19 protein-coding genes, 1 tRNA gene and 1 pseudogene are annotated in these 22,447 nt (G+C 68.2%); 5 read left to right on the forward strand and 16 right to left on the reverse strand.

Annotated features, from left to right (window positions below):
- Nucleotides 1-3: 3 nt before the first annotated feature.
- From F3087_RS06450 to F3087_RS06500, 11 genes and pseudogenes are all read right to left on the reverse strand, one after another.
- Entirely contained in the window at nucleotides 4-1,236 is a 1,233-nt protein-coding gene (locus F3087_RS06450; RefSeq protein WP_150400772.1) for an FAD-dependent monooxygenase, read from the reverse strand.
- Nucleotides 1,237-1,460: 224 nt separating this feature from the next.
- Nucleotides 1,461-3,221, reverse strand: coding sequence for an allophanate hydrolase (gene atzF, locus F3087_RS06455; protein ID WP_150400773.1), 1,761 nt, complete (start codon nucleotides 3,219-3,221; stop codon nucleotides 1,461-1,463).
- Complete coding sequence (gene uca / locus F3087_RS06460; RefSeq protein ID WP_396897534.1) at nucleotides 3,222-6,818, reverse strand: urea carboxylase; 3,597 nt, start codon at nucleotides 6,816-6,818, stop codon at nucleotides 3,222-3,224.
- Nucleotides 6,819-6,903: 85 nt separating this feature from the next.
- A complete protein-coding gene (locus tag F3087_RS06465; RefSeq protein ID WP_150400775.1) occupies nucleotides 6,904-7,605 on the reverse strand; it encodes a GntR family transcriptional regulator in 702 nt (233 codons plus the stop codon).
- A gap of 299 nt (nucleotides 7,606-7,904) precedes the next feature.
- Nucleotides 7,905-8,408, reverse strand: coding sequence for a GNAT family N-acetyltransferase (locus F3087_RS06470; protein ID WP_150400776.1), 504 nt, complete (start codon nucleotides 8,406-8,408; stop codon nucleotides 7,905-7,907).
- A 184-nt stretch (nucleotides 8,409-8,592) separates the two neighbouring features.
- Nucleotides 8,593-9,330 carry an SDR family NAD(P)-dependent oxidoreductase gene (locus F3087_RS06475; RefSeq protein ID WP_191093782.1) on the reverse strand — a complete coding sequence of 246 codons (738 nt, stop codon included), beginning with the start codon at nucleotides 9,328-9,330 and terminating at the stop codon, nucleotides 8,593-8,595.
- 83 nt (nucleotides 9,331-9,413) lie between these two features.
- Nucleotides 9,414-9,734: pseudogene (locus F3087_RS06480) on the reverse strand (DUF418 domain-containing protein); the annotation flags it as partial.
- Nucleotides 9,735-9,749: 15 nt separating this feature from the next.
- Nucleotides 9,750-10,388 carry a Uma2 family endonuclease gene (locus F3087_RS06485; RefSeq protein ID WP_150400778.1) on the reverse strand — a complete coding sequence of 213 codons (639 nt, stop codon included), beginning with the start codon at nucleotides 10,386-10,388 and terminating at the stop codon, nucleotides 9,750-9,752.
- 135 nt (nucleotides 10,389-10,523) lie between these two features.
- A tRNA-Pro gene (locus F3087_RS06490) sits at nucleotides 10,524-10,597 on the reverse strand.
- A gap of 86 nt (nucleotides 10,598-10,683) precedes the next feature.
- Nucleotides 10,684-12,432 carry a hypothetical protein gene (locus F3087_RS06495; protein ID WP_150400779.1) on the reverse strand — a complete coding sequence of 583 codons (1,749 nt, stop codon included), beginning with the start codon at nucleotides 12,430-12,432 and terminating at the stop codon, nucleotides 10,684-10,686.
- A gap of 38 nt (nucleotides 12,433-12,470) precedes the next feature.
- Nucleotides 12,471-13,433 (reverse strand): metallophosphoesterase, encoded by a 963-nt coding sequence (locus F3087_RS06500; protein ID WP_150400780.1) that lies wholly within the window; start codon nucleotides 13,431-13,433, stop codon nucleotides 12,471-12,473.
- A gap of 158 nt (nucleotides 13,434-13,591) precedes the next feature.
- Here F3087_RS06500 and F3087_RS06505 point away from each other — a divergent pair, with 158 nt between their 5' ends.
- On the forward strand, nucleotides 13,592-14,056 hold the full coding sequence (locus F3087_RS06505; RefSeq protein ID WP_150400781.1) for a GatB/YqeY domain-containing protein: 465 nt from the start codon (nucleotides 13,592-13,594) through the stop codon (nucleotides 14,054-14,056).
- A 75-nt stretch (nucleotides 14,057-14,131) separates the two neighbouring features.
- Here the strand turns inward: F3087_RS06505 and F3087_RS06510 are convergent, their stop codons facing one another.
- Nucleotides 14,132-16,501 (reverse strand): penicillin-binding protein, encoded by a 2,370-nt coding sequence (locus F3087_RS06510; protein ID WP_191093784.1) that lies wholly within the window; start codon nucleotides 16,499-16,501, stop codon nucleotides 14,132-14,134.
- A gap of 359 nt (nucleotides 16,502-16,860) precedes the next feature.
- Between F3087_RS06510 and F3087_RS06515 the strand changes: the two genes are divergently transcribed.
- On the forward strand, nucleotides 16,861-17,184 hold the full coding sequence (locus F3087_RS06515; RefSeq protein WP_014981178.1) for a WhiB family transcriptional regulator: 324 nt from the start codon (nucleotides 16,861-16,863) through the stop codon (nucleotides 17,182-17,184).
- A gap of 97 nt (nucleotides 17,185-17,281) precedes the next feature.
- On the opposite strand, the gene F3087_RS06520 is transcribed toward F3087_RS06515, so the two are convergent.
- Both F3087_RS06520 and F3087_RS06525 read right to left on the reverse strand, forming a co-directional pair.
- Nucleotides 17,282-18,412 (reverse strand): ArsA family ATPase, encoded by a 1,131-nt coding sequence (locus F3087_RS06520; RefSeq protein WP_150400782.1) that lies wholly within the window; start codon nucleotides 18,410-18,412, stop codon nucleotides 17,282-17,284.
- Complete coding sequence (locus F3087_RS06525; protein ID WP_150400962.1) at nucleotides 18,409-19,428, reverse strand: ArsA-related P-loop ATPase; 1,020 nt, start codon at nucleotides 19,426-19,428, stop codon at nucleotides 18,409-18,411. The genes F3087_RS06520 and F3087_RS06525 overlap by 4 nt, the downstream gene beginning before the upstream one ends.
- A gap of 290 nt (nucleotides 19,429-19,718) precedes the next feature.
- Here F3087_RS06525 and F3087_RS06530 point away from each other — a divergent pair, with 290 nt between their 5' ends.
- The 3 genes from F3087_RS06530 to F3087_RS06540 are packed head-to-tail and all read left to right on the forward strand — an operon-like array spanning nucleotide 19,719 to nucleotide 21,198.
- Complete coding sequence (locus F3087_RS06530) at nucleotides 19,719-19,880, forward strand: DUF4177 domain-containing protein (protein WP_150400783.1); 162 nt, start codon at nucleotides 19,719-19,721, stop codon at nucleotides 19,878-19,880.
- A 12-nt stretch (nucleotides 19,881-19,892) separates the two neighbouring features.
- Nucleotides 19,893-20,360, forward strand: a complete 468-nt coding sequence (locus F3087_RS06535; RefSeq protein ID WP_150400784.1) for a RidA family protein — start codon at nucleotides 19,893-19,895, stop codon at nucleotides 20,358-20,360.
- A gap of 46 nt (nucleotides 20,361-20,406) precedes the next feature.
- Nucleotides 20,407-21,198 (forward strand): MBL fold metallo-hydrolase, encoded by a 792-nt coding sequence (locus F3087_RS06540; RefSeq protein ID WP_150400785.1) that lies wholly within the window; start codon nucleotides 20,407-20,409, stop codon nucleotides 21,196-21,198.
- Nucleotides 21,199-21,282: 84 nt separating this feature from the next.
- Here F3087_RS06540 and F3087_RS06545 read toward each other — a convergent pair whose 3' ends face one another.
- Complete coding sequence (locus tag F3087_RS06545; RefSeq protein WP_150400786.1) at nucleotides 21,283-21,957, reverse strand: Crp/Fnr family transcriptional regulator; 675 nt, start codon at nucleotides 21,955-21,957, stop codon at nucleotides 21,283-21,285.
- A gap of 214 nt (nucleotides 21,958-22,171) precedes the next feature.
- Nucleotides 22,172-22,399, reverse strand: coding sequence for a hypothetical protein (locus tag F3087_RS06550; RefSeq protein ID WP_014981184.1), 228 nt, complete (start codon nucleotides 22,397-22,399; stop codon nucleotides 22,172-22,174).
- Between the last annotated feature and the right edge of the window lie 48 nt (nucleotides 22,400-22,447).

Raw genomic sequence — 22,447 nt, forward strand, 5'->3', positions numbered from 1 at the left:
GGATTACTGGCTGACGGTCTGCGCGGAGTAGTCGGGCAGGTCGTAGGACTCGGTCTTGGTGAGCATCTTCATCATCAGCGGCTTCATCGCCTTCGAGGTCATCAGCTTGCTGACGGTGTGCCCCGCGCGGATGCCGAAGCTGGACTTGGGGGTCATCGCCTTCAGCCCACCCGGCGGGAGCTCCTGCGCCTTCGCGATGAACGGCCGGAGCACCGCTTCGTAGCGGGCGAGCGCCTGCTCGGGATCGCCTGCTTGCGTGACGATCTCACCGGCGAGCACGTACGCGCCGATCAGCGCCATCGCGGTGCCGTTGCCGGTGAGCGGTGAACCGCAGTAACCGGCGTCGCCGAGCAGCACGACCCGGCCCTTCGACCAGGTCGGCATGTCGATGCGGGCCAGCTCGTCGAAGTAGAAGTCGCTCGCCCCGCCCAGCGCGTCGGTGATGGTGGTCGCTTCCCAGCCGCCGCCGGCCAGCCGCTGCCGGATCAGCTCCTGCTGAGCCGGAACATCCCGGCGCAGTGCGGGATCCGCGTCGGTGCGGATGGTGATCAGGGCCTTCGAGGTGGCCGGGTCGGCGTCGGGGCGCAGCCCGATATTGGTCGCGCCGACCATCGAGTGCATGGTGAACCAGTTGTTCTCCACGCTGTCCGGGGACGGCAGGGTGAAGAAGGACATGTAGCCGCCGAGGTAGGTGGAGAACTGCTCCTCCGGGCCGAACACCATCCGGCGGGTGCCGGAATGCAGTCCGTCGGCGCCGATCACCAGATCGAAGCGCTGCTGCGCGCCGGAGGCGAAGGTGACGTCGACCCCGCTCGCGTCCTGGGCGAGCTCGACGATCCACTCGCCGTAGCGGTAGTCCACGCCGCCCGCCTCGGCCAGCGCGTCGAGCAGCACCTGGTTGAAATCGCCTCGGGTGAGCTCGATTTCGGCCACGCCACCCTTGCCTTCGAACAGCTCGGTCGGCATCCGCACGATGTCGCGGCCCGTGGCGTCGACGAACTTCATGCCGCGCTCGTCGAGCTGGTACTTGCGGATGCCCGGCATCAGGTTCATCCGCTCGGCGACCTCGACGCTCGGCCCGCGCAGGTCGACGGCCTGCCCGCCCGGCCGCGGCGCGTCGGCCCGCTCCACCACGGTGGCGCGGATGCCTGCGCGAAGCAGTTGCAGCGCGACCGCGTTGCCGCCGATGCCGCCACCGGCGATGAGGATGCGGGGCTGGGTGGAGTTCGTGCTCATGATCTGGTCCCTTGCTTGGTGCTGAATGTCTTAGACATATGTCTACAGCACGCTTGCACGGATGTCTAGTACAAATGTGTAAGACGAATGTTCTGGCAAAGAATTGCCTGCTCATCGCGGTATGCCGAGGGCGGCAGGGCAAATGGCGGTTCATGTAGAGCCCACACACAGAACGCGGCCCGCCGGTTGATCGGCGGGCCACGGGGCTCGGTGCGCAGGCGGTGCTACCGCGACAGGTAGGACTTCCAGCCGCCGTAAGCGGTGATGTCGGTGGCGGTGATGGCGGCGTCGTAGGTGCAGGCGAAGCCGATAACCGAACGGCCGTCGGACAATTCGACGCTGGTGAGGGCCATGGGAGCGGGCAGGGCGGCGAGGAAGCTGCCGAGTCCCGCTTCGGAGACGCGGAAGAGTTCGCCGAGGATGGGCGCGCCGAGGCCGTCCCCGTGACGGACGAGTCCGGGCTTCGGCGGTGTGGTGTCCAGGGCGGTGAGACGGTAGGCGTCGGTGGTGCGGACGTCTCCGGCGAAGCGGGCGCCGATCTGTTCCAGCTGCCAATGCAGTGGTTGGCCGCGCAGGTGCGCGCCGAAGACGGCCAAGTCGACGCCGCGTTCGACCAGCAACGGCGCGGGATCGCTGCCGACCATGCGGGCAGCCAGATCGATAGCGACCTGATCGGTGAAGGCAGGGGTCACCAGCATCACGCCGAACGGCGCACCCGCGGTGGTGAGTTCGCCGGGGATCGCGATCGATGCCAGGTCGAGCAGGTTGCAGAAGTTGGTAAAGGTGCCCAGGCGTCGATTGATGCCGATCGGATCCGCTTGCACCGCGGCGATACTCGGGTGTTCGGTGGTGGTGGGCAGCAGCAGGGCGTCGAAACCGCCGAGCAGTTCGGCGGCGGACGCGCGGGCGCGGGCCAGCGTGTCGAGATCCGCCACGAACGCGGGACCGGTTGTCGCACCGGCGGATTCGATGATCGCGGCGACCGTGGGATCGGCTCCGGCGGGCTCGGTTTCCAGGAAGGCGCCGACCGCGGCGTAGCGTTCGGCGACGATCGCGCCGTCGTACAGCAGCAGCGCGGCGTCGAGCAGGCCGGAGATGTCGACCTCCTCGATCTTCGCGCCGGAATCCGCGACGACGGCGGCGGTCCGCGCGAACGCCTCCCGATACGGCTCGCTCAGCGCGACCAGGTCGGCCGCCCGTGGGATCGCGATCCGCGCGGCCAGGGGCGCGGCCAGCCGGACGTCGGCCGGCCAGGTGCGACTGCGCGGATCGCGCGGCTCCGGCCCGGACATCACCGCGGCGGCCGCCACCGCGTCGGCGAGCTCGGTGGCGAAGACGGTGACCGCGTCGTAGTCCACGCAGGCGGGCACGACACCGTGCGCCGGGATGATGCCCAAAGTGGCCTTGATGCCGGCGATTCCGTGCAGCGCCGCGGGTACCCGTCCGGAACCCGCTGTGTCCGTGCCGATTCCGATATCGGCGAGGCCGAGCGCCACCGCCGCCGCGGAGCCCGAACTGGAACCGCCGGAAATCAGCTCGGGATCGAACGCATTTCGCACCGCCCCGTAAGGGCTGCGCGTCCCGACCAGTCCCGTGGCGAACTGGTCGAGGTTCGTCTTGCCGAGCACGATCGCGCCCGCCGCGACCAGCCGCTCGATCGCGGACGCGGTCACCTCCGCGGTATAGGCGAATTCAGGGCAGCCCGCGGTCGTCGGCAGCCCGGCGACGTCGATGTTGTCCTTGACCGCCACCAGTACACCGGCCAGCGGCAGTGTGGCGCCGTCGGCGAGACGCTGTTCGACGGCCGCGGCGTCGGCGGCGACCTCGCTCTCCGGGCGCAGGGTGATCCACACCTCGGGCCGATCCACCTCGGCGATCCGCCGATACGCGGCGGCCACTCGTTCGGTGGGTGAGGTGCTGTTGCCGAAGGGGACGGCAGCCGGCGGAGCCGGCGGGGTGGGTGGGGAGAGCTCGCCGGCGGTCATTCAGTCGACTCCGATCACTGCTAGTGGGGTTCCCGGTTCTACCTTGGCGCCCGGCGTGGCCAGGACCTTCAACACCGTGCCTGCGCCCGGGCTGTGCACCGGCAGTTCCAGTTTCATCGCTTCCAGCACCGCGATCGGTGCTCCTGCCGTAAGACGTTGTCCCGCTTCGACTTCGACGCGCCATACATTGCCGATCATCGGCGCCGTCACGACCGTCGCGCCGGGCGGCAGGTCCGCCAGCGGATCGTCGGCCGGATCGGCGACCGGCGCGGTCGCGGTCGGGCGGTCGAACTCGCCCGCCGCGCGCCAGGCCGCCTTCTCCGCCTCGAACGCCGCCGTCTGCTTGGCCGTGAACTCGGCGATCGACTCGGCTTCCGCGCGGAGCAGCGCCAGGTGGTCGGCCAGTGCGAAGGTGCCGTCGCTGACCTCCGCGTCGAACCGGCCCGCCGCGGCCGCCTCGCGATGGTCGAGGAGTTGTTCGGCGCTCACCGGTTCCCAGACGATGCGGTCGAAGAACCGGAACAGCCAGGGCGTGCCCGGTTCGAACGGCGCGGACTGCCGGTAACTGGACCAGATCGGCACGGTACGGCCGATCAGCTGGTATCCGCCGGGCGAGGCCATGCCGTACACGCACAGGTACTTGCCGCCGATGCCGACCGCGTCCGACGGTGTCCAGGTGCGGGCCGGGTTGTACTTGGTGGTCACCAGGCGATGCCGCGGATCGAGCGGAACCGCCAGCGGTGCACCGAGATACACGTCGCCCAGGCCGAGCACCAGGTATTCCGCGTCGAACACGGTGGCGCGCACGTCGTCGACGCTGTCGAGTCCGTTGATGCGGCGGATGAACTCGGTGTTCGACGGCAGCCACGGGGCGGTGTCGCGCACACCGCTGCGGTAGCGGTCGATCGCCTCGGCGATGGACGGATCGTCGAACGAGAGCGGCAGCCGGATGGTGCGGCTCGGCACGACCAGGTCGGTGGTCGCGGGGAGCGCGAGTTCGATCTCGTGCAGCGTGCCGAGCAGCCGATACTGCGGCAGCACTTCGGGATCGAAGTGGATGTGCAGTGCGCGCACGCCCGGGGTGACGTCGAGGATGCCGGGCAGGCCGGTGCCCGCCAGCGCCTCGGCGAGCGCGTGGACGCGCATGCGCAGGCCGAGATCCAGCACCATGTCGCCGTATTCGACCAGGATGTTGTCGTCACCACCGCGCAGATAGGCGACCCGCGGGCGATCGCCGTCGCCGTCGACGGCGCCGAGAATTCCGTGATCACGCAGTGCGGCACGTGGATTCGGGACGATGTCGTGCGCGCGGGTGGAGTTCGACTCGCGCAGCAGGACGGCCTCGTCGTCGGTGACGGGCACGAATCGGAGGGTGTCGCCGGGACGCAGCTGACCGAGTTTCCAGCGGTGGGCCGAGACCACGGTCAGCGGGCAGGCGAAGCCGCCGAGGCTGGGGCCGTCGGGGCCGAGCAGGATCGGGGTGTCGCCGGAAACGTTCAATGTGCCGACGCTGTACGGGTTGTCGTGCAGGTTGGACGGATGCAGCCCGGCGTCGCCGCCGTCGGTGCGAGACCAGGTCGGTTTGGGTCCCTCGAGCCGGATGCCGGTGCGGTTGGCGTGGCTGCCGACTTGCCAAGGGTGGGTATAGAACTGGGTCATGTCGTCGTCGGTGAAGTAGGCGGGGGAGGTCTGCGGTCCCTCGCCGACGGCGAGCTGCCAGTCGTGGGTGAAGTCGGGGCGCTCGTGCTCCGGCACCTCGGCGGGGGTGCCAAGGGTGTGCTCGGCGGTCGGTGCGATGCCCAGAACATCGCCCGCCACAACGGCTTTGCCGGTGACGCCGCCGAAACCGCCGAGGGTGAAGGTGGCGGCGCTGCCGTGGTAGAGCGGGGCGTCGATGCCGCCGCGCACCGCCAGGTAGGTGCGCAGGCCGGCGTCGGTCGGTGCGCCGACGTCGAGCATCGCACCGGCCGGCACCGTGATCGGCTGCCACATCGGCGCGGGTTGTCCGTCGACCGTGACCGGGGTGGGTGCGCCGGTCACGCACACCACCGCGGTGTCGGAGAAGCGCAGTTGCGGGCCGTGCAGCGTGCACTCCAGCGCGGGCACGCCGACCGGATTGCCGACGGCGGTATTGGCGAGGGTGAACGACAGATCGTCCATCGGGCCGGACGGTGGAATGCCGACCTGCCAGAGGCCGATTCGGCCCGGGTGGTCCTGCACCGTCGTCATGGTGCCGCCGCGCAGTACGTCGAGGCGGCGGCCGACCGGGCGGATCTCGGCCAGCGTCGTCGTGACGTGCTCCGCGCGCAATACCCGCGAATCGCTTGTCGCCTGGCGCAATTGAGGCAGGTTGGTCTGCACGCCGTAGATGTGGGAGTCCGCGAGGGCGCCGGTGAGGCGGGTGAAGGCGTGGTCACGGCTGTCGCCGGTGGCGATCACCTTGGCCAGCAACGGGTCGTAGTACGGGCTGACCTGGGTGCCGGTGCCCACCCAGGTGTCGACGCGGAGGCCTTGCGGCGCCGCGCTCGCGGTGGTGGCGCCGGTGTAGGTCTCGACCGGGAAGGCCGCGGCGGTGATCAATCCGGCGCTGGGCCGGTAGTCGTGGCCCGGATCCTCCGCGTACACCCGGGCCTCCACGGCCCAGCCGGTGATCGGCGGACCGCTCTCCGGCTGTTCGTCCACCATCGAGGCGTCGCCGCCGGCCAGGCGCAGCATCCAGGCGACCAGGTCGACGCCGGTCACCGCCTCGGTCACCGGATGTTCCACTTGCAGCCGGGTATTCATCTCCAGGAACGAGGCGGTGCCGTGTTCGGTGTCGTAGACGAACTCCACCGTTCCGGCCGAGCGGTAGCCGACCGATCGGGCGAGTTCTCGTGATGCCGAGAGCAATTGGTCGGTCAGTTCGGCGCTGAGGCCGGGTGCCGGCGCCTCTTCGAGGACCTTCTGATTGCGTCGTTGCAACGAGCAATCCCGGGTGCCGAGGCTGACCACGCGGCCGTTGCCGTCGCCGAACAGCTGGACCTCGATGTGCCTCGCCCGCGCGACGAAACGTTCCAGGAAGACACCGGTCGAGGCGAAGTTCGTCGCCGCCAGGCGCTGAACGCGCTGGTAGGCGGCGCGCAGTTCGTCCGCGGCGAAACAGGCCTGCATGCCGATGCCGCCACCGCCGCCGACCGCCTTGAGCATCACCGGGTAGCCGATCCGGGCGGCTTCGGCGACCGCGTGCTCGGCCGAGTCGAGCAGGCCGCTGCCGGGGATCAGCGGAACGCCGACGGCCCGCGCAGCCTCGCGCGCGGTGTGTTTGTCACCGAAGACGCGCAGCTGCTCCGGTGTGGGGCCGACGAACCGCAGGCCGGCCTCGGCCACCTTCGTGGCGAAATCCGCGTTCTCCGAAAGGAATCCGTAACCGGGATGAATGGCGCCGGCGCCGGTGGCCAGCGCCGCCTCGATCACCAGGTCCGAGCGCAGGTAGGACTCGGCGGCCGGGCCGGGGCCGAGACGTACTGCGACATCGGCGATTTCGACATGCGCCGCGCCGGTGTCGGCATCGGAGTAGACGGCGACCGTCTTGAGCCCCAGGGCCTTCGCGGATCGCATGATCCGGCAGGCGATCTCACCGCGATTGGCGACCAGCACCGTATCGAATTCCAGCCTCACGTGCTTCTCCCTATTCAGTTGAGGGTTATTCGGCGGCCATCGCCGCGATGGCCCGGGTGACTCGTTCGAGCACCACGTCGAGTGATTCGCCGATATGCGTGTGCAGCAGCCGGTAGGCGAGCGGAAGGTCCTCGGCGAGAACGGCATCCAGAATGCCGAGGTGTTCGGCAATGGTCGTCTCGATGCGATTGTTGACCATGAAGTCGTACATCCGGACGTGCCGGATGCGTGAATTCACCGCCGTCAGCGCGCGCACCATCTCCGCATTTCCGGCCGCGGTGAGCAGGGTGACGTGGAATTCCTCGTCGCGCACGACGAATCCGGGCTCCTGGACCGGCGGATCGGCCCGCAACGCCAGCCACGCGTCGCGCTCGACCTCGAGCAACGCACGGTCATGGGTCACCGCGGGATTCGTCATCGCCCGCTGAATCCCGCCTAGCTCCACCGTGATTCGCAGCTCGTACAGGTCCCGGATCAACGGAATGCTCGGCCGCACCGGGCTGAACCCGTACTCCTCGCGCTGCAACAATCCATCGGAACACAGCACGGTCAACGCTTCCCGAATCGGCGTCCGGGAAATCCCGAACCGCGCCGACAATTTCGGCTCCGTCAGCCGCTCCCCGAACTTGATGTCGCCATTCATCAACTCGCTGCGCAACGCCGCATAAACCACGTCCCGTAGTGGCTTCCCCGCCGCGTCTTCCAGTGTGGCCAACCGTGTCGACATACCTGTATACGCTATGGAGCTCGCGTTTCATCGATGTGACGACAGGTTAGCAAGGCGTAAGAGTCTCCTCACCGTATATCCGGGCCGGCCGCGTGAGGTGGGGTGAGTGCGGTGATCGGCTGCGCACGTGGTCGATGAGCTTTGCCGGATCTGGCGTCTGCCGACACTTCTATCGCTGACGGCCTCGATGAGGGTCCGCGTCGATCGGGCGGGTGTGGGTCGATCTCGGGTTACGCAGTGGGGCAACGTGTCCCGTGGGTAGTGCTCGAAATGTGCTGTGGTGCTGGACTATTGAGGCATCAGGTATTGGCTAATTTGTATTCGAGGACGTCTCGGGGTTCGCCGGCGCCGAAGTAGCGTTCCTCGTAGCCCGTCCAGGCGAAGCCGATGCGGCGATAGAGGTTGTATGCCGACTGGTTGGTCGGGCGGACGGTGATCAGGACGCTGCGCATCGCCTGGCGGCGGCAGAGGTTGATCGCCTCGGCGAGCAGGGTGGATCCGTAGCCGCGACCGCAGCTGTGGGTGCGGACCGCCAGGCTGAGCAGCCAGCCGCGGCGGTCGGGGGTGAGCGCGACCAGGACGTGACCGACGACGAGGCCGCCGACCTCGACGATCAGCCAATTGGCGCCGTGCAAGTCGAAGAGCTGGCGCAGCACGAAGTAGGGGTAGGCCTGATCGCCGAAGCGTTCGGCCTCGATCGCCGCGACATCGGCGAGATCGGAAAGTTCGGCATTCCGATACACGGGCGTCGATGACGTCGTCGCGCTGTCCACTCTGCTCGCTTGCGCGGTAACACGAGTCATATTTCACAGCGTAAGCGTTTGCTCGCTCGGTCGCGGCGAACCCGGTGTGCACGATCCGGATCGAGATCGTTCACCCGGAGTCTCGCGGTCGCGCAGAACCATTCGCTGACCGGCCGATCGGGTGCGGCCGAGCGGCCCGCGTTGCCCGAGTTTCACCGGCAGTTTGCTTGAGTCATGGGATGTTTCAGGCGGTCGCGGCCTTGACTCGAATGTGCTGGGCGGTCACCGCTTCGGCCTCGTCGCTCACCAGGTAGGCCACCGCGTCGGTGAGCTCGGTTGCCGCGCCGAGGCGTTCGGCGGCGCCAGTCCCCATGACGTAACTCGGTTCGTGCTCGCCCTCGGCCTGGCCGCCGTTGTTCTCGCCCGCCGTCCCGGGACTGACCGCGTTGACCGTGATCCGCCGTTCGGTGAAATCCGGGGCGAGCGAGCGGGTGAACTCCGCGATGGCCTCCGTCGCGGCGTTTTCGACGGCGTTGCCGGGCGTCGCCGAGCCGCCGACGGTGATGATGCGGCCACCGTCGGCGAGGTGGGCCGCGGCGAGCTGGATCCCGTTGAACACGGCCTTGGCCGGCGCCGCGAAGCCGAGATCGAACTCCTCGGCGGAGATCTCCCGTAGCGGCGTGGTGATGGCCGCCGCACCGGTGTGCACCAGCACATCCCAGTGCCCGCATTCCTCCAGCAGCGCCTGGATCAGCTCCTCGTATTCGTCCCGGTCGCCGAGGTCGGCGGCGAGCGCGAGCGCCGAACCGCCGGCGTTGGTGATCTCCTTGACCACGTCGGCGGCCGATTCGGGGCTGTGCGGGTGCTGGATCACCACCTGCGCGCCCTGCCCGGCAAGGGTTTTGGCGATGGACTTGCCGATTCCGGTGTCCGCGCCGGTGATCAGGGCGGTCTTTCCGGCAAGCGGGCCGGTCATGTTCATGGCCTTGCCTTTCCAGGTTCGCCGCTGGGTGCCCAGCAGAGGCCCAGTATGCCGTCCCCGTCCGCCCAAAATCGACTGCTTCGCTACACCGTCCGGCTTTCCAGCACTCGCCAGGCGGGCCGACGGCCATTGGTGATCCACCGCAGCAGCCATTCCGCGGGCCCATAGCGATACCGGCGCAACCACACCGCACTGACCGCCAATTGGGCCGTGAAGACGAGCAGAGCGACTACGAATGTGCCCAGTGGCGACAGTGCCCCCGCCGCACCGAATCCGATGCCGGTGAACAGGAGCAGCCCGACGGCGGATTGGCCGAGGTAGTTGGTCAGCGCGATCCGTCCGGCGGGTGCGAGGGCGGTGCGTATCCATTTCGTGCGCGGACTGTGCATCAATCGCAGCAGGGTTGCAACGTACGCGGATCAGTCGATGCCGAGGTCGAGGTCTTCCCAGGTGATGTGGACGTCCAATGGGCTCAGCGTCTCGATCGCAGTGTCGAGCGGTTCCGTGCGGGTTCGGTGACCGCTCGAGACATACCTTCCATCGGAGTTCAGCACCAGCCGCTCGACGGAGATCGCCGGGCCGTCGTCATTGGCCATGCGGACGATCCAGTAGTGCTCGATGCCGAAGCGGGCGTATTCCGCACGCTTATCGATCATGTCCGTCGTAACGGTGGTCGGTGAGACCACTTCGACGACCAGAACGGTATCGGCAATGGTCGGCTTTTGCTTCCAGCGTCCGCGGGGCTGATCGACGCAGTGGTAGAGGATGACGTCGGGGCGCTTGTAGTGCAGCGGAACCTCCGAGACGAGCATGTCCACGTCGCGATTTATCCGAAGGCAAGGGACTGCCGAGGTACGTTTTGCTTCCGCGTCGAGCAATGCTCGTTCGATGTTGCGTGCGACGGCATTGTGGTTGGGTGTGGCGGATTCGCAGAAGACGACCATCCCGTCCTGGACCTCGACGTTGTGGGCCAGGTCCTCCGGCATCGCCAGGTAGTCATCGATGTCGACCGGGAAGATGTATGTATTCGGCGTAGACCAGTCGAACAGCTCCGACACGGTGACCGTCCTTCAGTTGGTAGGCGGTGTAATCGTAAGACACATGGCCCCTCGGCAGCTGTCCACGAAGGTCCGGAAACGGGTCTGCCCCCTGCCGGTGAAGGCAGGGGGCAGACCGTTCGTCTCAACCACGAGTCGGGGTGACAGGATTTGAACCTGCGACCTCTTCGTCCCGAACGAAGCGCGCTACCAAGCTGCGCCACACCCCGTGAATCGAACCTGGACTACCTTACAACAAGGACGGTGTAGACGTTAAACCCACTGGTCAGAAGGGGTATTTTCGGGGGGTGGGCGGTCAGCCGTCGTGGGGGCGGATGCTGGTGAAGATGCGCTTGGCGGTGTCCGCGTCGACGGCGTTGGGGACGCCGGTGTCGGCGGTGATCACCATGACGAAGCTGCCGTTGTCGGTGGGGAACGCGGCGGTATAGACGGAGTACGCGGTGGCGCAGCCGGGCTTGGCCTGGGTGACGGTGCCCTTGGTCTCCACGAACATGCCGCGCTGGGTGCCGTCCAGCGATTCCAGCGGGACCGGCGGGGCCGGGCGCGCGTCGGCGGAGGCGGTGTAGGCGAGCTTGGCCGTCCTGGTGCCGAGATCGGTTGCGGCGGTACCGGAATCGGCGTCCTTGGAGCCGGTGAGGAACGACGCGGTGCGGGTCGAGCCGGGGCAGTAGCCCTTGCCGTCGCTGGCATAACCCTTGCCCGCGACCGCATTCGGCGGTTCGCCGTATCCGCCGATGGCGGTTTCCGGCGCGATGACCCAGCCCGCGGGGACGTCGTAGGCCGCGCCGCGATCGGGCGCGACGACGACCTGGTAGCCGGGGACGACCGGGGTCTCATGGCGGCCGTTGCTGCTCGGCGTCGGGGCGGCCGTGCTGGTCTTCGACGGAGTCGGCGCGCCCTCGCTGGTGGTGAGCGCGCTCACCATGGAGGGCGAGTTGCGTTGCGAGTCGGCGTTGTTGGCGCCGCGCTTGGCCAGGGTCACCGCGGTGACCGCGCCGGCCGCGACCAGCAGCACCACCAGTCCGATCAACAGCACCGCTTTTCCGCGCCCGCTGGGCGGTGGGCCGCCCACACCGTGCCCGGGTGGCATCTGCTGCGGCGGCGGCCCGCCGAACCCGCTCTGGGGCGCGTACGCGCCACCTACGGGCTGCCCGTAAACCGGCGGCGCGGCATACGCGGGCGCCGACTGCCATTGCGGCGCGGGGTCGGGCTGGCCTAGTCGGGTGGCGTTGGGGTAGCCGAGCAGGGTCGGCGCCGCTTCACCCGGCGAGTTCTGGCTCGGCTCCGGCGCACCGAGGCTCGGCTGCCAGAGACCGGCGGGCTCGCTGAGCCCGCGGGCCTGCGGCTGTGCCATCAGGGTCGGGTCGGCCTGCCCCGGCGCGGCAGGCGGCTGCCATTGCCCGCCGGATACCGGCTGTGCCATCAGAGTCGGGTCGGCCCGCCCGGCAGCCGGTGCCTGCCATTGCTGCGGCTGTCCGCCGGAGACGGGCCGCGCCATCAGCGTCGGGTCGGCCTGCCCGGGCGCCTGCCACTGCGCGGCCGGGGCCTGGGGTTGGGCCATGAGCGTCGGGTCGGCTTGCCCGGGCGCCTGCCACTGCGGGGTCTGTGGCTGTGCCATCAGCGTGGGGTCGGCCTGCCCGGGGACGGCGGGCGCTTGCCACTGCTGACCGCTGCCGCCCGGCTGCCGCTGGGGTGCGGCGTTGCCGGGCTGCCACTGCGAGTTCGTCGCGGGGGCACCGGGACTCGGCTGGCCGCCGGGACTCGGCTGCCACTGGTAATTCGGCGCGGGCGTGGTCGACCCACCTTGCTGCCACTGAACGGTCGGATCAGGCTGCCCGGGTCCTTGCGGCGGCCATTGCACCTGTTCGTGGAACCCCGAATCGCGTTTCCAGGGCCGAGCGGGGGCGGGCTGCTCAGCGGTCTCGGCGTCCGACCCGGCCGGGTCGAATTGATCTGCGCCGTACGGCTGTTGCTGATCTGGGTGCGCCGCACCGGGCCGGCCCAGAACGGTCGGGTCGTTGCGCCGGTCGTCGAATCCACTCACAGTTGTCCCCTGCCTGACACACGTCTCGGCACGCGACCTTAGCGGGCGACGGCCTCCGACGTGGACACGCCCTGTCCGCTGTCCGCGGACGGCCGCTTCGGCGGCGCGGCGACCAGCGTCAACAGGGTCGCCTCGGGCCGGCAGCAGAAGCGGTACGGCGCCCACGGCGAGGTGCCCACGCCCGCGGAGACGTGCAGCTGGGTGTGCTCGCCCCACTTGGACGCGCCCTTGACCCGGGACCGGTCGATGCCGCAGTTGGTCACCAGCGCGCCGTACCCGGGCAGGCACAGCTGACCGCCGTGCGTGTGCCCGGCCATGACCAGGTCGTAACCGTCCTCGGCGAAGCGATCGAGCACCCGCGGCTCGGGGGAGTGGGTCAGGCCGATGCGCAAGTCGGCCAACGGGTTCGGCGCGCCGGCCACGGTGTCGTAGCGGTCGCGGTGCAGGTGCGGGTCGTCGACGCCGGCGGTGGCGATCCGGATGCCGGAGACCTCCAGGTCCCGGCGGATGTGGGTCAGATCGAGCCAGCCGCGCTCGGTGAAGGCCGCGCGCAGGTCCTTCCACGGCAGCGGGGCGCCGTAGACCCGGCGGTGATCCTTCTTGAAGTACTTCATCGGGTTCTTCGGCACCGGCGCGAAGTAGTCGTTGCTCCCGAAAACGAAAAGCCCCGGGCGGGAAAGCAATCCGCCGAGGGCCTGGACTACCGCGGGTACCGACTTCTGGTGCGAGAGGTTGTCGCCGGTGTTGATGACCAGGTCCGGCTCGAGCCGGTCCAGTTCCCGCAGCCACTGCTGCTTGCGCTGCTGGCCGGGCGTCATGTGCAGATCGCTGATGTGTAGCACCCGCAGTGACGACGAGCCCGGCGCGAGGACCGGCATCGTGGCCTCCCGCAGAACGAAGGCGTTGCGTTCGACCAGCGAGGCGTAGCCGATTCCGGCCACGGCCGCCCCGGCGGCTCCCAACGCGGTCGTGCGGACAGCAGAGGTCGAGATTACGGGCATTTGCCCAGCATAGGTGACCCCGTTGCGGAACGCCGAGTGTGTTTACGCACAACCGCTTGCATTCCCGTCGAGGACCGCCCCGGAAAACCGGACCGGGATCTGTCGCAGCAGCGCAAATGTGGTGGGCGGGTCGCCGGGGACCGGCTACCGTGAGCCTCATGTCGGAACTCAAAGCGCAACTGCGGACGGACATGACCGCCGCGATGAAAGCCAAGGACACACTGCGTCTCGCCACGCTGCGGATGCTGCTCGCCGCCATCCAGACGGCCGAGACCGCAGGCTCCGAGGCGCGCGAACTCTCCGATGCCGACGTGATCGCCGTGCTGCAGAAAGAGGCGAAGAAGCGCAGCGAGTCGGCCGAGATCTACACCCAGAACGGGCGCGGGGAGCTGGCCGCCAACGAGCACGCCGAGGCGCGGATCATCGACGAATACCTGCCGACCCAGCTGAGCGAGGCGGAGGTCGCCGATGTCGCGGACACCGCGATCGCGCAGGTCGCGGAGGAGCTCGGCGAGCGGCCGGGCATGCGGCAGATGGGCCAGGTCATGAAGGTCGCCACCGCGCTGGCCGAGGGCAAGGCCGACGGCTCGCGCCTGTCCGCCGCGGTGAAGGCCCGGCTCTGACGCACCCGCCGAGGTAGCCGCGTCCATCCGCAACGCGAAAGGCCCGCGAACCTGATTGGTTCGCGGGCCTTTTCGTCAGCGTGGGATCGGAATGGGAATCGGGATGGGCGGCAACAGCGGTGGCGGTGGCAGCCCCGGGATTCCCGGCGGTCCGGGCGGCGGGCCCGGCGGCGGCGCGGCGCGCTGGGTGCCGTCACTGATGTAGAGCGTGATCACCGAACCGGGGATCGCCGATCCGTTCGGCGAGGTGCCCATCACGGTGCCCTTGGCCTGCGCGCCGGGACCGGTCACCGGCGTCACCTGGAAGCCGGCGCCGACCAGTGCCGCGGTCGCCTGCCCCTGGGTCTGCCCGGTCACGTCCGGAACCTGCGCGTTGTTCGATCCGCGGACGTACTTGTCGTCCAGCGGCGGCAGGCCCGGCGGCGGGAATCGGTTGAGCACCGGCTTGATCGAGTTGAACCAGGTCCGCGCGGGTTCGTTACCGCCGAACAGGTTTCCGTCGCCGCAGTTGCGCAGCGGGAACGAGCAGATCTCGCCGGGCGTCGGGCTGTCGCCGTAGACGTAGGTGGCGGCGGCGAGGGAGTTGGTGAAGCCGACGAAGGCCGAGGAGCGGTGGCTCTCGGTGGTGCCGGTCTTGCCGGACAACGGTGCGTTCCAGCCCGCGGACTGGGCGGCGCCCGCCGCGGTGCCGCTGACGTCGTCCTTGCTCATCGCGTTGGCCAGGGTGTTGGCCAGACCGGGCTCGATGACCTGCTCGCAGGCCTGCTGGGTGAGCGGCACCTGCTTGCCGGACCGGTCGACGACCTCCTTGATCGGGTTCGGCGGGCACCACTTGCCGCCGGAGCCGAGGGTCGCGGCGACATTGGACAGTTCGAGCGGGTTGATCGCGACCGGGCCGAGGGTGAACGAACCGAGATTCTGTTCCTTCATCATGTCGGCGAGGCTCTGGTTGCCGTGGCCCGAGCTGCCGGCCTCGGTGTAGGAGCGCATGCCGAGCCGGACCGCCATGTCGACGGTCGGCGTGACGCCGACGGCCTGGATCAGCTTGACGAACGCGGTGTTCGGTGAGGTCGCGAGCGCCTCGGTTACCGACATCGGCGACTTGTACTTGCCCGCGTTCTCCACGCAGTAGGTGGCGGCCGGGCAGCCGCGCGCACCACCGTTACCCATGCCCTTGGCCTCGAACCGGGTCGGCACGTCGAGCTGGGCGTTGATGCCCAGGCCCTTCTCCATGGCCGCGGCGGTGGTGAAGATCTTGAAGATCGAGCCCGCGCCGTCGCCGACCATCGAATACGGCTGCGGCTGCACGGTTTCGTTCGCGTCCCGGTTCAGGCCGTAGGTGCGGCTGCTCGCCATGGCGAGCAGCGGATGCGAGTCCTGGCCCGGCGCGACGACGGACATGACCTGCGCGATGTTGTCCAGATTCGGGTTGGCCGCGTCGGTCACCGACCGCTTCACCGAGTCCTGCACGGCCGGATCGAGCGTGGTCTTGATCAGGTAGCCGCCCTTGTCGATCTGCTCGCGGCTGATGCCCGCGTTGGCCAGGTACTGGATGGCGTAGTCACAGAAGAAGCCGCGGTCGTTGGCGGCGATGCAGCCGCGCGGCAGGCCCTTCGGCTCCGGCAGCACGCCCAGCGGCTTGGTCTTGGCCTCGCGGAACTCCTCGGCCCGGCTGGGGATGTTCTGGATCATCGTGTCCAGCACGGTGTTGCGCCGGGCCAGCACGCCCTCGGTGTTGCTGTACGGGTTCAGCTTCGACGAGCTCTGCACCATGCCGGCCAGCATCGCGGCCTGCGACACGTTCAGCTCGGAGGCGTCCACGCCGAAGTAGGTCTGGGCCGCGTCCTGGATGCCGTAGGAGGAGTTACCGAACGGGACCAGGTTCAGATACCTGGTCAGGATCTCGTCCTTGGTCAGCTCCCGGTCCAGGGTGAGCGCCATCCGGATCTCGCGGATCTTGCGGGCGGGGGTGGTCTCGATGGCGGCGCGGCGTTCGGCGTCGGTCTTGGCCACGACGAGCAGCTGGAAGTTCTTCACGTACTGCTGGTCGAGTGTCGACGCGCCCTGCTGGACCTCGCCACTGCTGGTGTTGGTCAGGAACGCGCGCAGCGTGCCCTGCCAGTCGACGCCCTCGTGCTCGGCGAAGCGCCGGTCCTCGATGGAGACGATGGCCAGCTTCATGTCGTTGGAGATCTTGTCGCTGGGAACCTCGAAGCGGCGTTGCTCGTAGAGCCAGGCGATCGGTGTCCCACTCGCGTCGACCATGGTCGAGACGGCGGGCGCGGTGCCCTCCACCAGTTCCGAGGACACGTTGTCGACGGCGTCGGCGGCTCGGTTCGAGACGAATCCGAAGCCACCTGCGAGCGGGAACATCAACCCGGCGACGAGCACGGCGGCCAGCGCGCAGCTGCCGGCCAGCCTCGCGAGCGTTTGTGTGATCGGCACGATCCCCAGCCTACGGGGTGGGGTCCGAACCCTCTTCCGTGCGTTTACCCGAAGGCGATTCGCACGGGCGATTGGGCGTGTCGCGAGGGCGAGTCTGGCGTGTCGCGGGACGGCGCGCCGCGAATATGCCGGACCCGCCGCCGCTCGCGGCATTTTGCAGGGACGGACGTACCAAAAATTCCGGGGGCGGTCTTGCGCTGGAGCCCAACCTTTACCTAGATTGAGAACCCAGTGTGATAGAGCTAACACTCAAAGTGGAATGTGGTGCAGAGCGCAGCGGGGTTTGGGTTGCTGCGACGCTGACACGCGATTCTGGAGCGCCGTTGACCCGGTGTTCGGACTGCAAAGGGGCACACCAAATGCACATGACAACCCCCATCGCTCGATTGGACGTGGAGCAGGCCGAAGCAAGGATTGCCTGGGTAGCCCAGGCCCGATGCAAGGAAGTGGATCCCGATCAGTTGTTCGTTCGCGGGGCTGCACAGCGCAAAGCCGCGACGATCTGCAGGCACTGCCCGGTGCTGATGCAGTGTGGTGCCGACGCGCTCGACAATCGAGTGGAGTTCGGTGTGTGGGGCGGTATGACCGAGCGGCAGCGTCGTGCGCTGCTCAAGCAGCATCCCGAGGTGACCTCCTGGGCCGATTTCTTCCAGGCCCAGCGCCAGCATCAGGTGGCAATGTAGCCCCGGCAAACATTCGGAACTGAGCCTGCGAAAGCGGGCTCAGTCCCGTTTGGGGGCAATTACTTCCGTTTGGATCAATAGCCGATGCGTCTATGTATCAAGCCGAAGCGCGGTGCCCGGTGAGCTGATCACCGACGGCGCGCAGGGCCCGCAGATCCGACACCTCGAACGGCAACGCGGTCACCGCCACGATCGGTACCCGCGGATGCGCGCCGGTAAACCGGTGCAGCAGATGCTGTTCGCGTTTGTCGGTGGCGACCCGCCTGGCGTGAATGCGCAACACGGCCGCGGTGAGCGGATCGCTGTCGGCCAGCTGCTCGGCCGCGGTCAGCGCGTGATCGCCGGACAGTGAACTCAGCGCCGGATGCGTGCGATTGAGGATCAGGCCGGCCAGCGGCATGCGCTCGGTGGACAGCCGATCGACGAAGAACGACGCCTCGCGCAACGCGTCCGGCTCGGCCGCGGCCACCACCAGGAAGTGGGTGCCCGGCTTGGACAGCATCGCGTAGGTGCGATCCGCCCGATCCTGGAAGCCGCCGAACAACGAGTCCAGCGACTGCAGGAAGTTCGACGCGTCCTTGAGCATCTGCCCGCCGACGATGGTCGACACCCCGCGCACCGCCAGGCTCATTGCGCCGGTGACCAACCGGGTGACGCCGCGACCCGGCGCCATGATGACCCGGATCATCCTGCCGTTCAAGAAGTTTCCGAGCCGCTTCGGCGCATCGAGGAAGTCCAGCGCGTTGCGCGACGGGGGAGTGTCGACCACGATCAGGTCCCACTCCTTGCGCCCGGCCAGCTGACCGAGCTTCTCCATCGCCATGTACTCCTGCGTCCCGCCGAACGACGAGGCGACGGTTTGATAGAAGGGGTTGGCGAAGATCTGCTCGGCCTTGTCCGGGCTGGTGTGCTCGAGCACCATGTCGTCGAAGGTGCGCCGCATGTTCAGCATCATCGCGTGCAACTCGCCCTTGGCCTCCGGGCCGAGCGGCACCCGCTGCGGGGTGTTGCCGAGGTCGGCGACGCCGAGTGACTGGGCCAGTCGGCGCGCCGGATCGATGGTGAGAACGACCACCTTTCGACCCTGCTCGGCCGCGCGCAGCGCGATCGCGGCCGCGGTGGTCGTCTTGCCGACGCCGCCGGAGCCGCAGCAGACCACTACCTTCGCGGTCCGGTCGTTGATGATGTCCGAAATATCAAGCGGCGCAGCCACGGTCGTCGTAGTCATCGGACCCCTTGTTTACTGAGATGTTCGGCCAGTTCGTACAGGCCACCGAGGTCCATGCCGTCCGGCAGGGCGGGCAGGTACATGCGAGACACATCGACCTTCGCCAGGTCGGCGGCCGAGTCGTCCTGCGCCTGCAAAGTCGCCGCGTGCTCGATGGTTTCGGTGATCAACCCCTGGAAGTCGTTGTCCGCCAAGGTGATCCCGGCAGTGGCCAGGCCCGCCCGGACGGCGTCGGTGTCGACCTCGCCCTGCGCCGCCTCGGCGCGGAACTCCGGCGGCAGTTGCCCCTCGGTGGCGCGATTGACGATCACCGTGCCGATCCGCAGATCCGCCGCCTTCAATTCCGCGACGGCGTCGGCGGTTTCCTGCACCGGCAGCGCCTCGAGCAGCGTGACCAGATGGATCATCGTCTGATCCGAGTGCAGCAGCTTGGACACGCCCTCGGCCTGCGCGGCGATCGGCCCGCCCTTGGCCACCTCCAGCATGGCCTTGGTGACGTCGAGGAAGCCGGCGATCCGGCCGGTCGGCGGGGCGTCCACCACGATCTCGTCGTAGACCCGCTTGCCTGCCTTGTCCACCCGGACCGCGGTCTCCTTGATCTTGCCGGTCAGGATGACGTCCCGCAGGCCCGGCGCGATCGTGGTGACGAACTCGATGGCGCCCATCCGGCGCATCGCCCGTCCGGCGAAGCCGAGGTTGTAGAACATGTCCAGGTATTCGAGGAACGCGTGCTCGATGTCGAGCGCCAGCGCGACCACCTCACCGCCGCCGTCGGCGGTGGCGATCCGGGTCTCGGTGGGCGGCAGCGGCGGCAGGTCGAACAGCTGCGCGATCGACTGCCTGCTCTCCACCTCCACCAACAGCACCCGGCGCCCACCCGCGGCCAGCGCCAGCGCGAGCGCCGCGGCCACCGTGGACTTGCCGGTGCCTCCCTTGCCGGAGACATAGTGCAGCCGGGCCTGCTCCGCACGCTTCGGCCACCCTGTTTCCAGTCCCGGCTCGGCCGAAAGAGGCACTGCTGTTGGTACTCCCACGCTCGCGAGCCTATAACCCGTTCTGAGATCGCGCCCGAGGGATCCGCCTAGTGCCTGGTCCAGCGCGTGTGTCTGTACCAGACAGCAGGCCCGTTGCGTCCTGGGCAACGCGATGTAGTCGCCTGTGCTGCCGCCGGATTCGCTACCGGACCACTCAGTAGACCGTCGCTTTCGAGCGAAGCGAGATCGAGCATTTTCGTTCGCGACACCAGGGGGCCGCGAACACGCGGTGCCGCAGGCGCCGCAAATTAGACAGAGCTACGCTCACCCACATGAGTGAAGCGACCGTATGGGAGTACGCGACCGTGCCGCTGTTGACGCACGCGACCAAGCAGATTCTCGATCAGTGGGGCGCCGACGGCTGGGAGCTGGTTTCGGTGCTGCCCGGGCCGACCGGCGAGCAGCACGTCGCCTACCTCAAGCGCCCGAAGTAAAGGAGAAGGGGAATGACCGCAGTGACCGATTGGGAGAGCAATCTCGCCAAGCTCGGGGTGACCCTGCCTCCGGTCGTGGCGCCCGTGGCCGCCTACATCCCGGCGATCCGCACCGGTTCGCTGGTCTACACCTCCGGCCAGCTGCCGATGGCCGACGGTCAGCTGACCGTGGCCGGCAAGGTGGGCGCCGAGGTCAGCACCGAGCAGGCGAAGGAAGCCGCGCAACTGTGCGCGCTCAACGCGCTGGCCGCGGTGCACGATCTGGTCGGGCTCGACGCGGTGGTGCGCGTGGTGAAGGTGGTCGGATTCGTCGCCTCCGCACCGGGATACAACGATCAGCCGATCGTGATCAACGGCGCGTCGGAGTTCCTCGGCGAGGTCTTCGGTGACGCGGGTGTGCACGCGCGTTCCGCGGTGGGCGTGTCGGAATTGCCGAAGAACACCCCCGTCGAAGTAGAGATCATCGTCGAGGTGCGCTAAACAAAGTTAAGTCCCGGACTGGGATTCGATCGACTGGGGTACATCGATGACGCTGACTCATCCCGCGTACGGACAACTACGGCAGGTCACCCCGACGGCAGCGGTGCTGCTGGCGGACAACCCGGGCCAGATGACGCTGCAGGGCACCAACACCTGGATCCTGCGCGCGCCGGGCCGCTCGGAGTGTGTGGTGGTCGATCCCGGTCCGAAGGACAAGGCGCACGGCGCCAAGATCGCCGAGGTCACCGGGGGCGAGATCGCGCTCACGCTGATCACCCACCGGCATCACGATCACACCGGCGGCATCGACCACCTGGTGAAGCTGACCGGAACCACGGTGCGCGCCAAGGACACCGAGTTCCTGCGCGGTTCGACCGCGCCGCTGGTCGACGGCGAGGTGATCGAGGCGGCCGGTCTGCGCATCACCGTGGTGGCCACGCCGGGCCACACCGGTGATTCGACCAGCTTCCTGCTCGACGACGCGGTGCTGACCGGCGACACGATCCTCGGCAGCGGCACCACCGTGCTCGATTCGAGCGACGGCACCCTCGCCGACTATCTGGCCTCGCTGGACCGGCTGGTCGCGATCGGGGCGGGCAAGGCGCTGCTGCCCGCGCACGGCCCGGATCATCCTGATCTGGAACCGGTGGCGCGGTACTACATCACGCATCGACAGGAACGCCTCGATCAGGTGCGCGAGGCGTTGCAGGTGCTCGGCCCGAACGCGGGGGCGATGGCGGTGGTCCGGCGGGTCTACGCCGACGTCGACAAGCGACTGTGGCTGGCCGCGCGTAGCTCGGTGCAGGCGCAGCTGGAATACCTGCGCGCCGAAGGCTAGCCAGCCTGCTTCGGACACGACAACACGCTGGGCTCTAGGAGCTAGGAACCCAGCGTGTTGTTCGGTCTGTTCGGTTGACGACGCTCAGCGCGCGCGGCGGGCCAGGCGCTCGGAGTCGGAGATGAGCACGCTCTTGCCCTCCAGCCGCAGCCAACCGCGGTGCGCGAAGTCGGCCAGCGCCTTGTTCACGGTCTCGCGGGAGGCGCCGACCAGCTGGGCGATCTCCTCCTGGGTCAGGTCGTGGGTGACCCGCAACGCACCGGCCTCCTGGGTGCCGAACCGCTGTGCGAGCTGCAGCAGCGCCTTGGCGACCCGGCCGGGGACGTCGGTGAAGATGAGGTCGGCCAGGTTGTTGTTGGTGCGACGCAGGCGACGCGCGAGCACGCGGAGCAACTGCTCGGCGATCTCGGGCCGCTGGTCGATCCAGGACTTCAGGGCGTCCCGGTCCATGGTGACGGCGCGAACCTCGGTCACCGTGGTCGCGGTGGAAGTCCGCGGTCCGGGATCGAAGATCGACAGCTCGCCGAACATGTCCGACGGGCCCATGATGGTCAACAGGTTCTCCCAGCCGTCCGGTGATCTGCGCCCGATCTTCACCTTGCCCGAGGTGATGATATAGAGCCGATCCCCTGGCTCACCCTCGTTGAAGATGACATGGCCGCGCGGGAAATCCACCGGCTGCAATTGCTTGGCGAGGGCGGCCACCGCAGTGGGCTCGACGCCCTGGAAGATGCCTGCTCTGGCGAGGGCCTCGTCCACTTATGTGCTCCTTATGGGAAATGGCTCTGTACTGGACCGAAAGCGACTCGGCCAACAGCGCAGTCTACGCGGCATGATGACAGCGTAGTGACAGACACCACGTAACGTGTGGATTGCGTGGCGCAGCGAAGAACCGTACCAGTTTCTGATCTCGGCATTCGCGGGCACCTGTGTGGTTACCGCAGCTCTAGCCGCCAGGTCTGTCGGTCACGCGTCAGCTTGCCCGTGCCACATCCAGCTCTTCGCCGCGGGCGCGGCGTTTACGCATCCGGGCAACGGCCGCTGGCAGGCCGAGCCTCGTCAGCTCTTTCACTTCTGCGTTGCTTGCTTTGTCCAGGTACTGCTGAACCTCTTCGTCGGGTTCGAGAAGTTTGCGGAGCCGGTTCTCGACCCGCTCCATACCCAGTGCGAACAGCATCAACAGCACTGGGAAGAGCACCACAGCGAGTCCTTGCATACGGAGGAGTAAACACGGTCTAGGTCTCAGATG

The sequence above is a fragment of the Nocardia colli genome, assembly GCF_008704205.1.
Lineage (GTDB): Bacteria > Actinomycetota > Actinomycetes > Mycobacteriales > Mycobacteriaceae > Nocardia > Nocardia colli.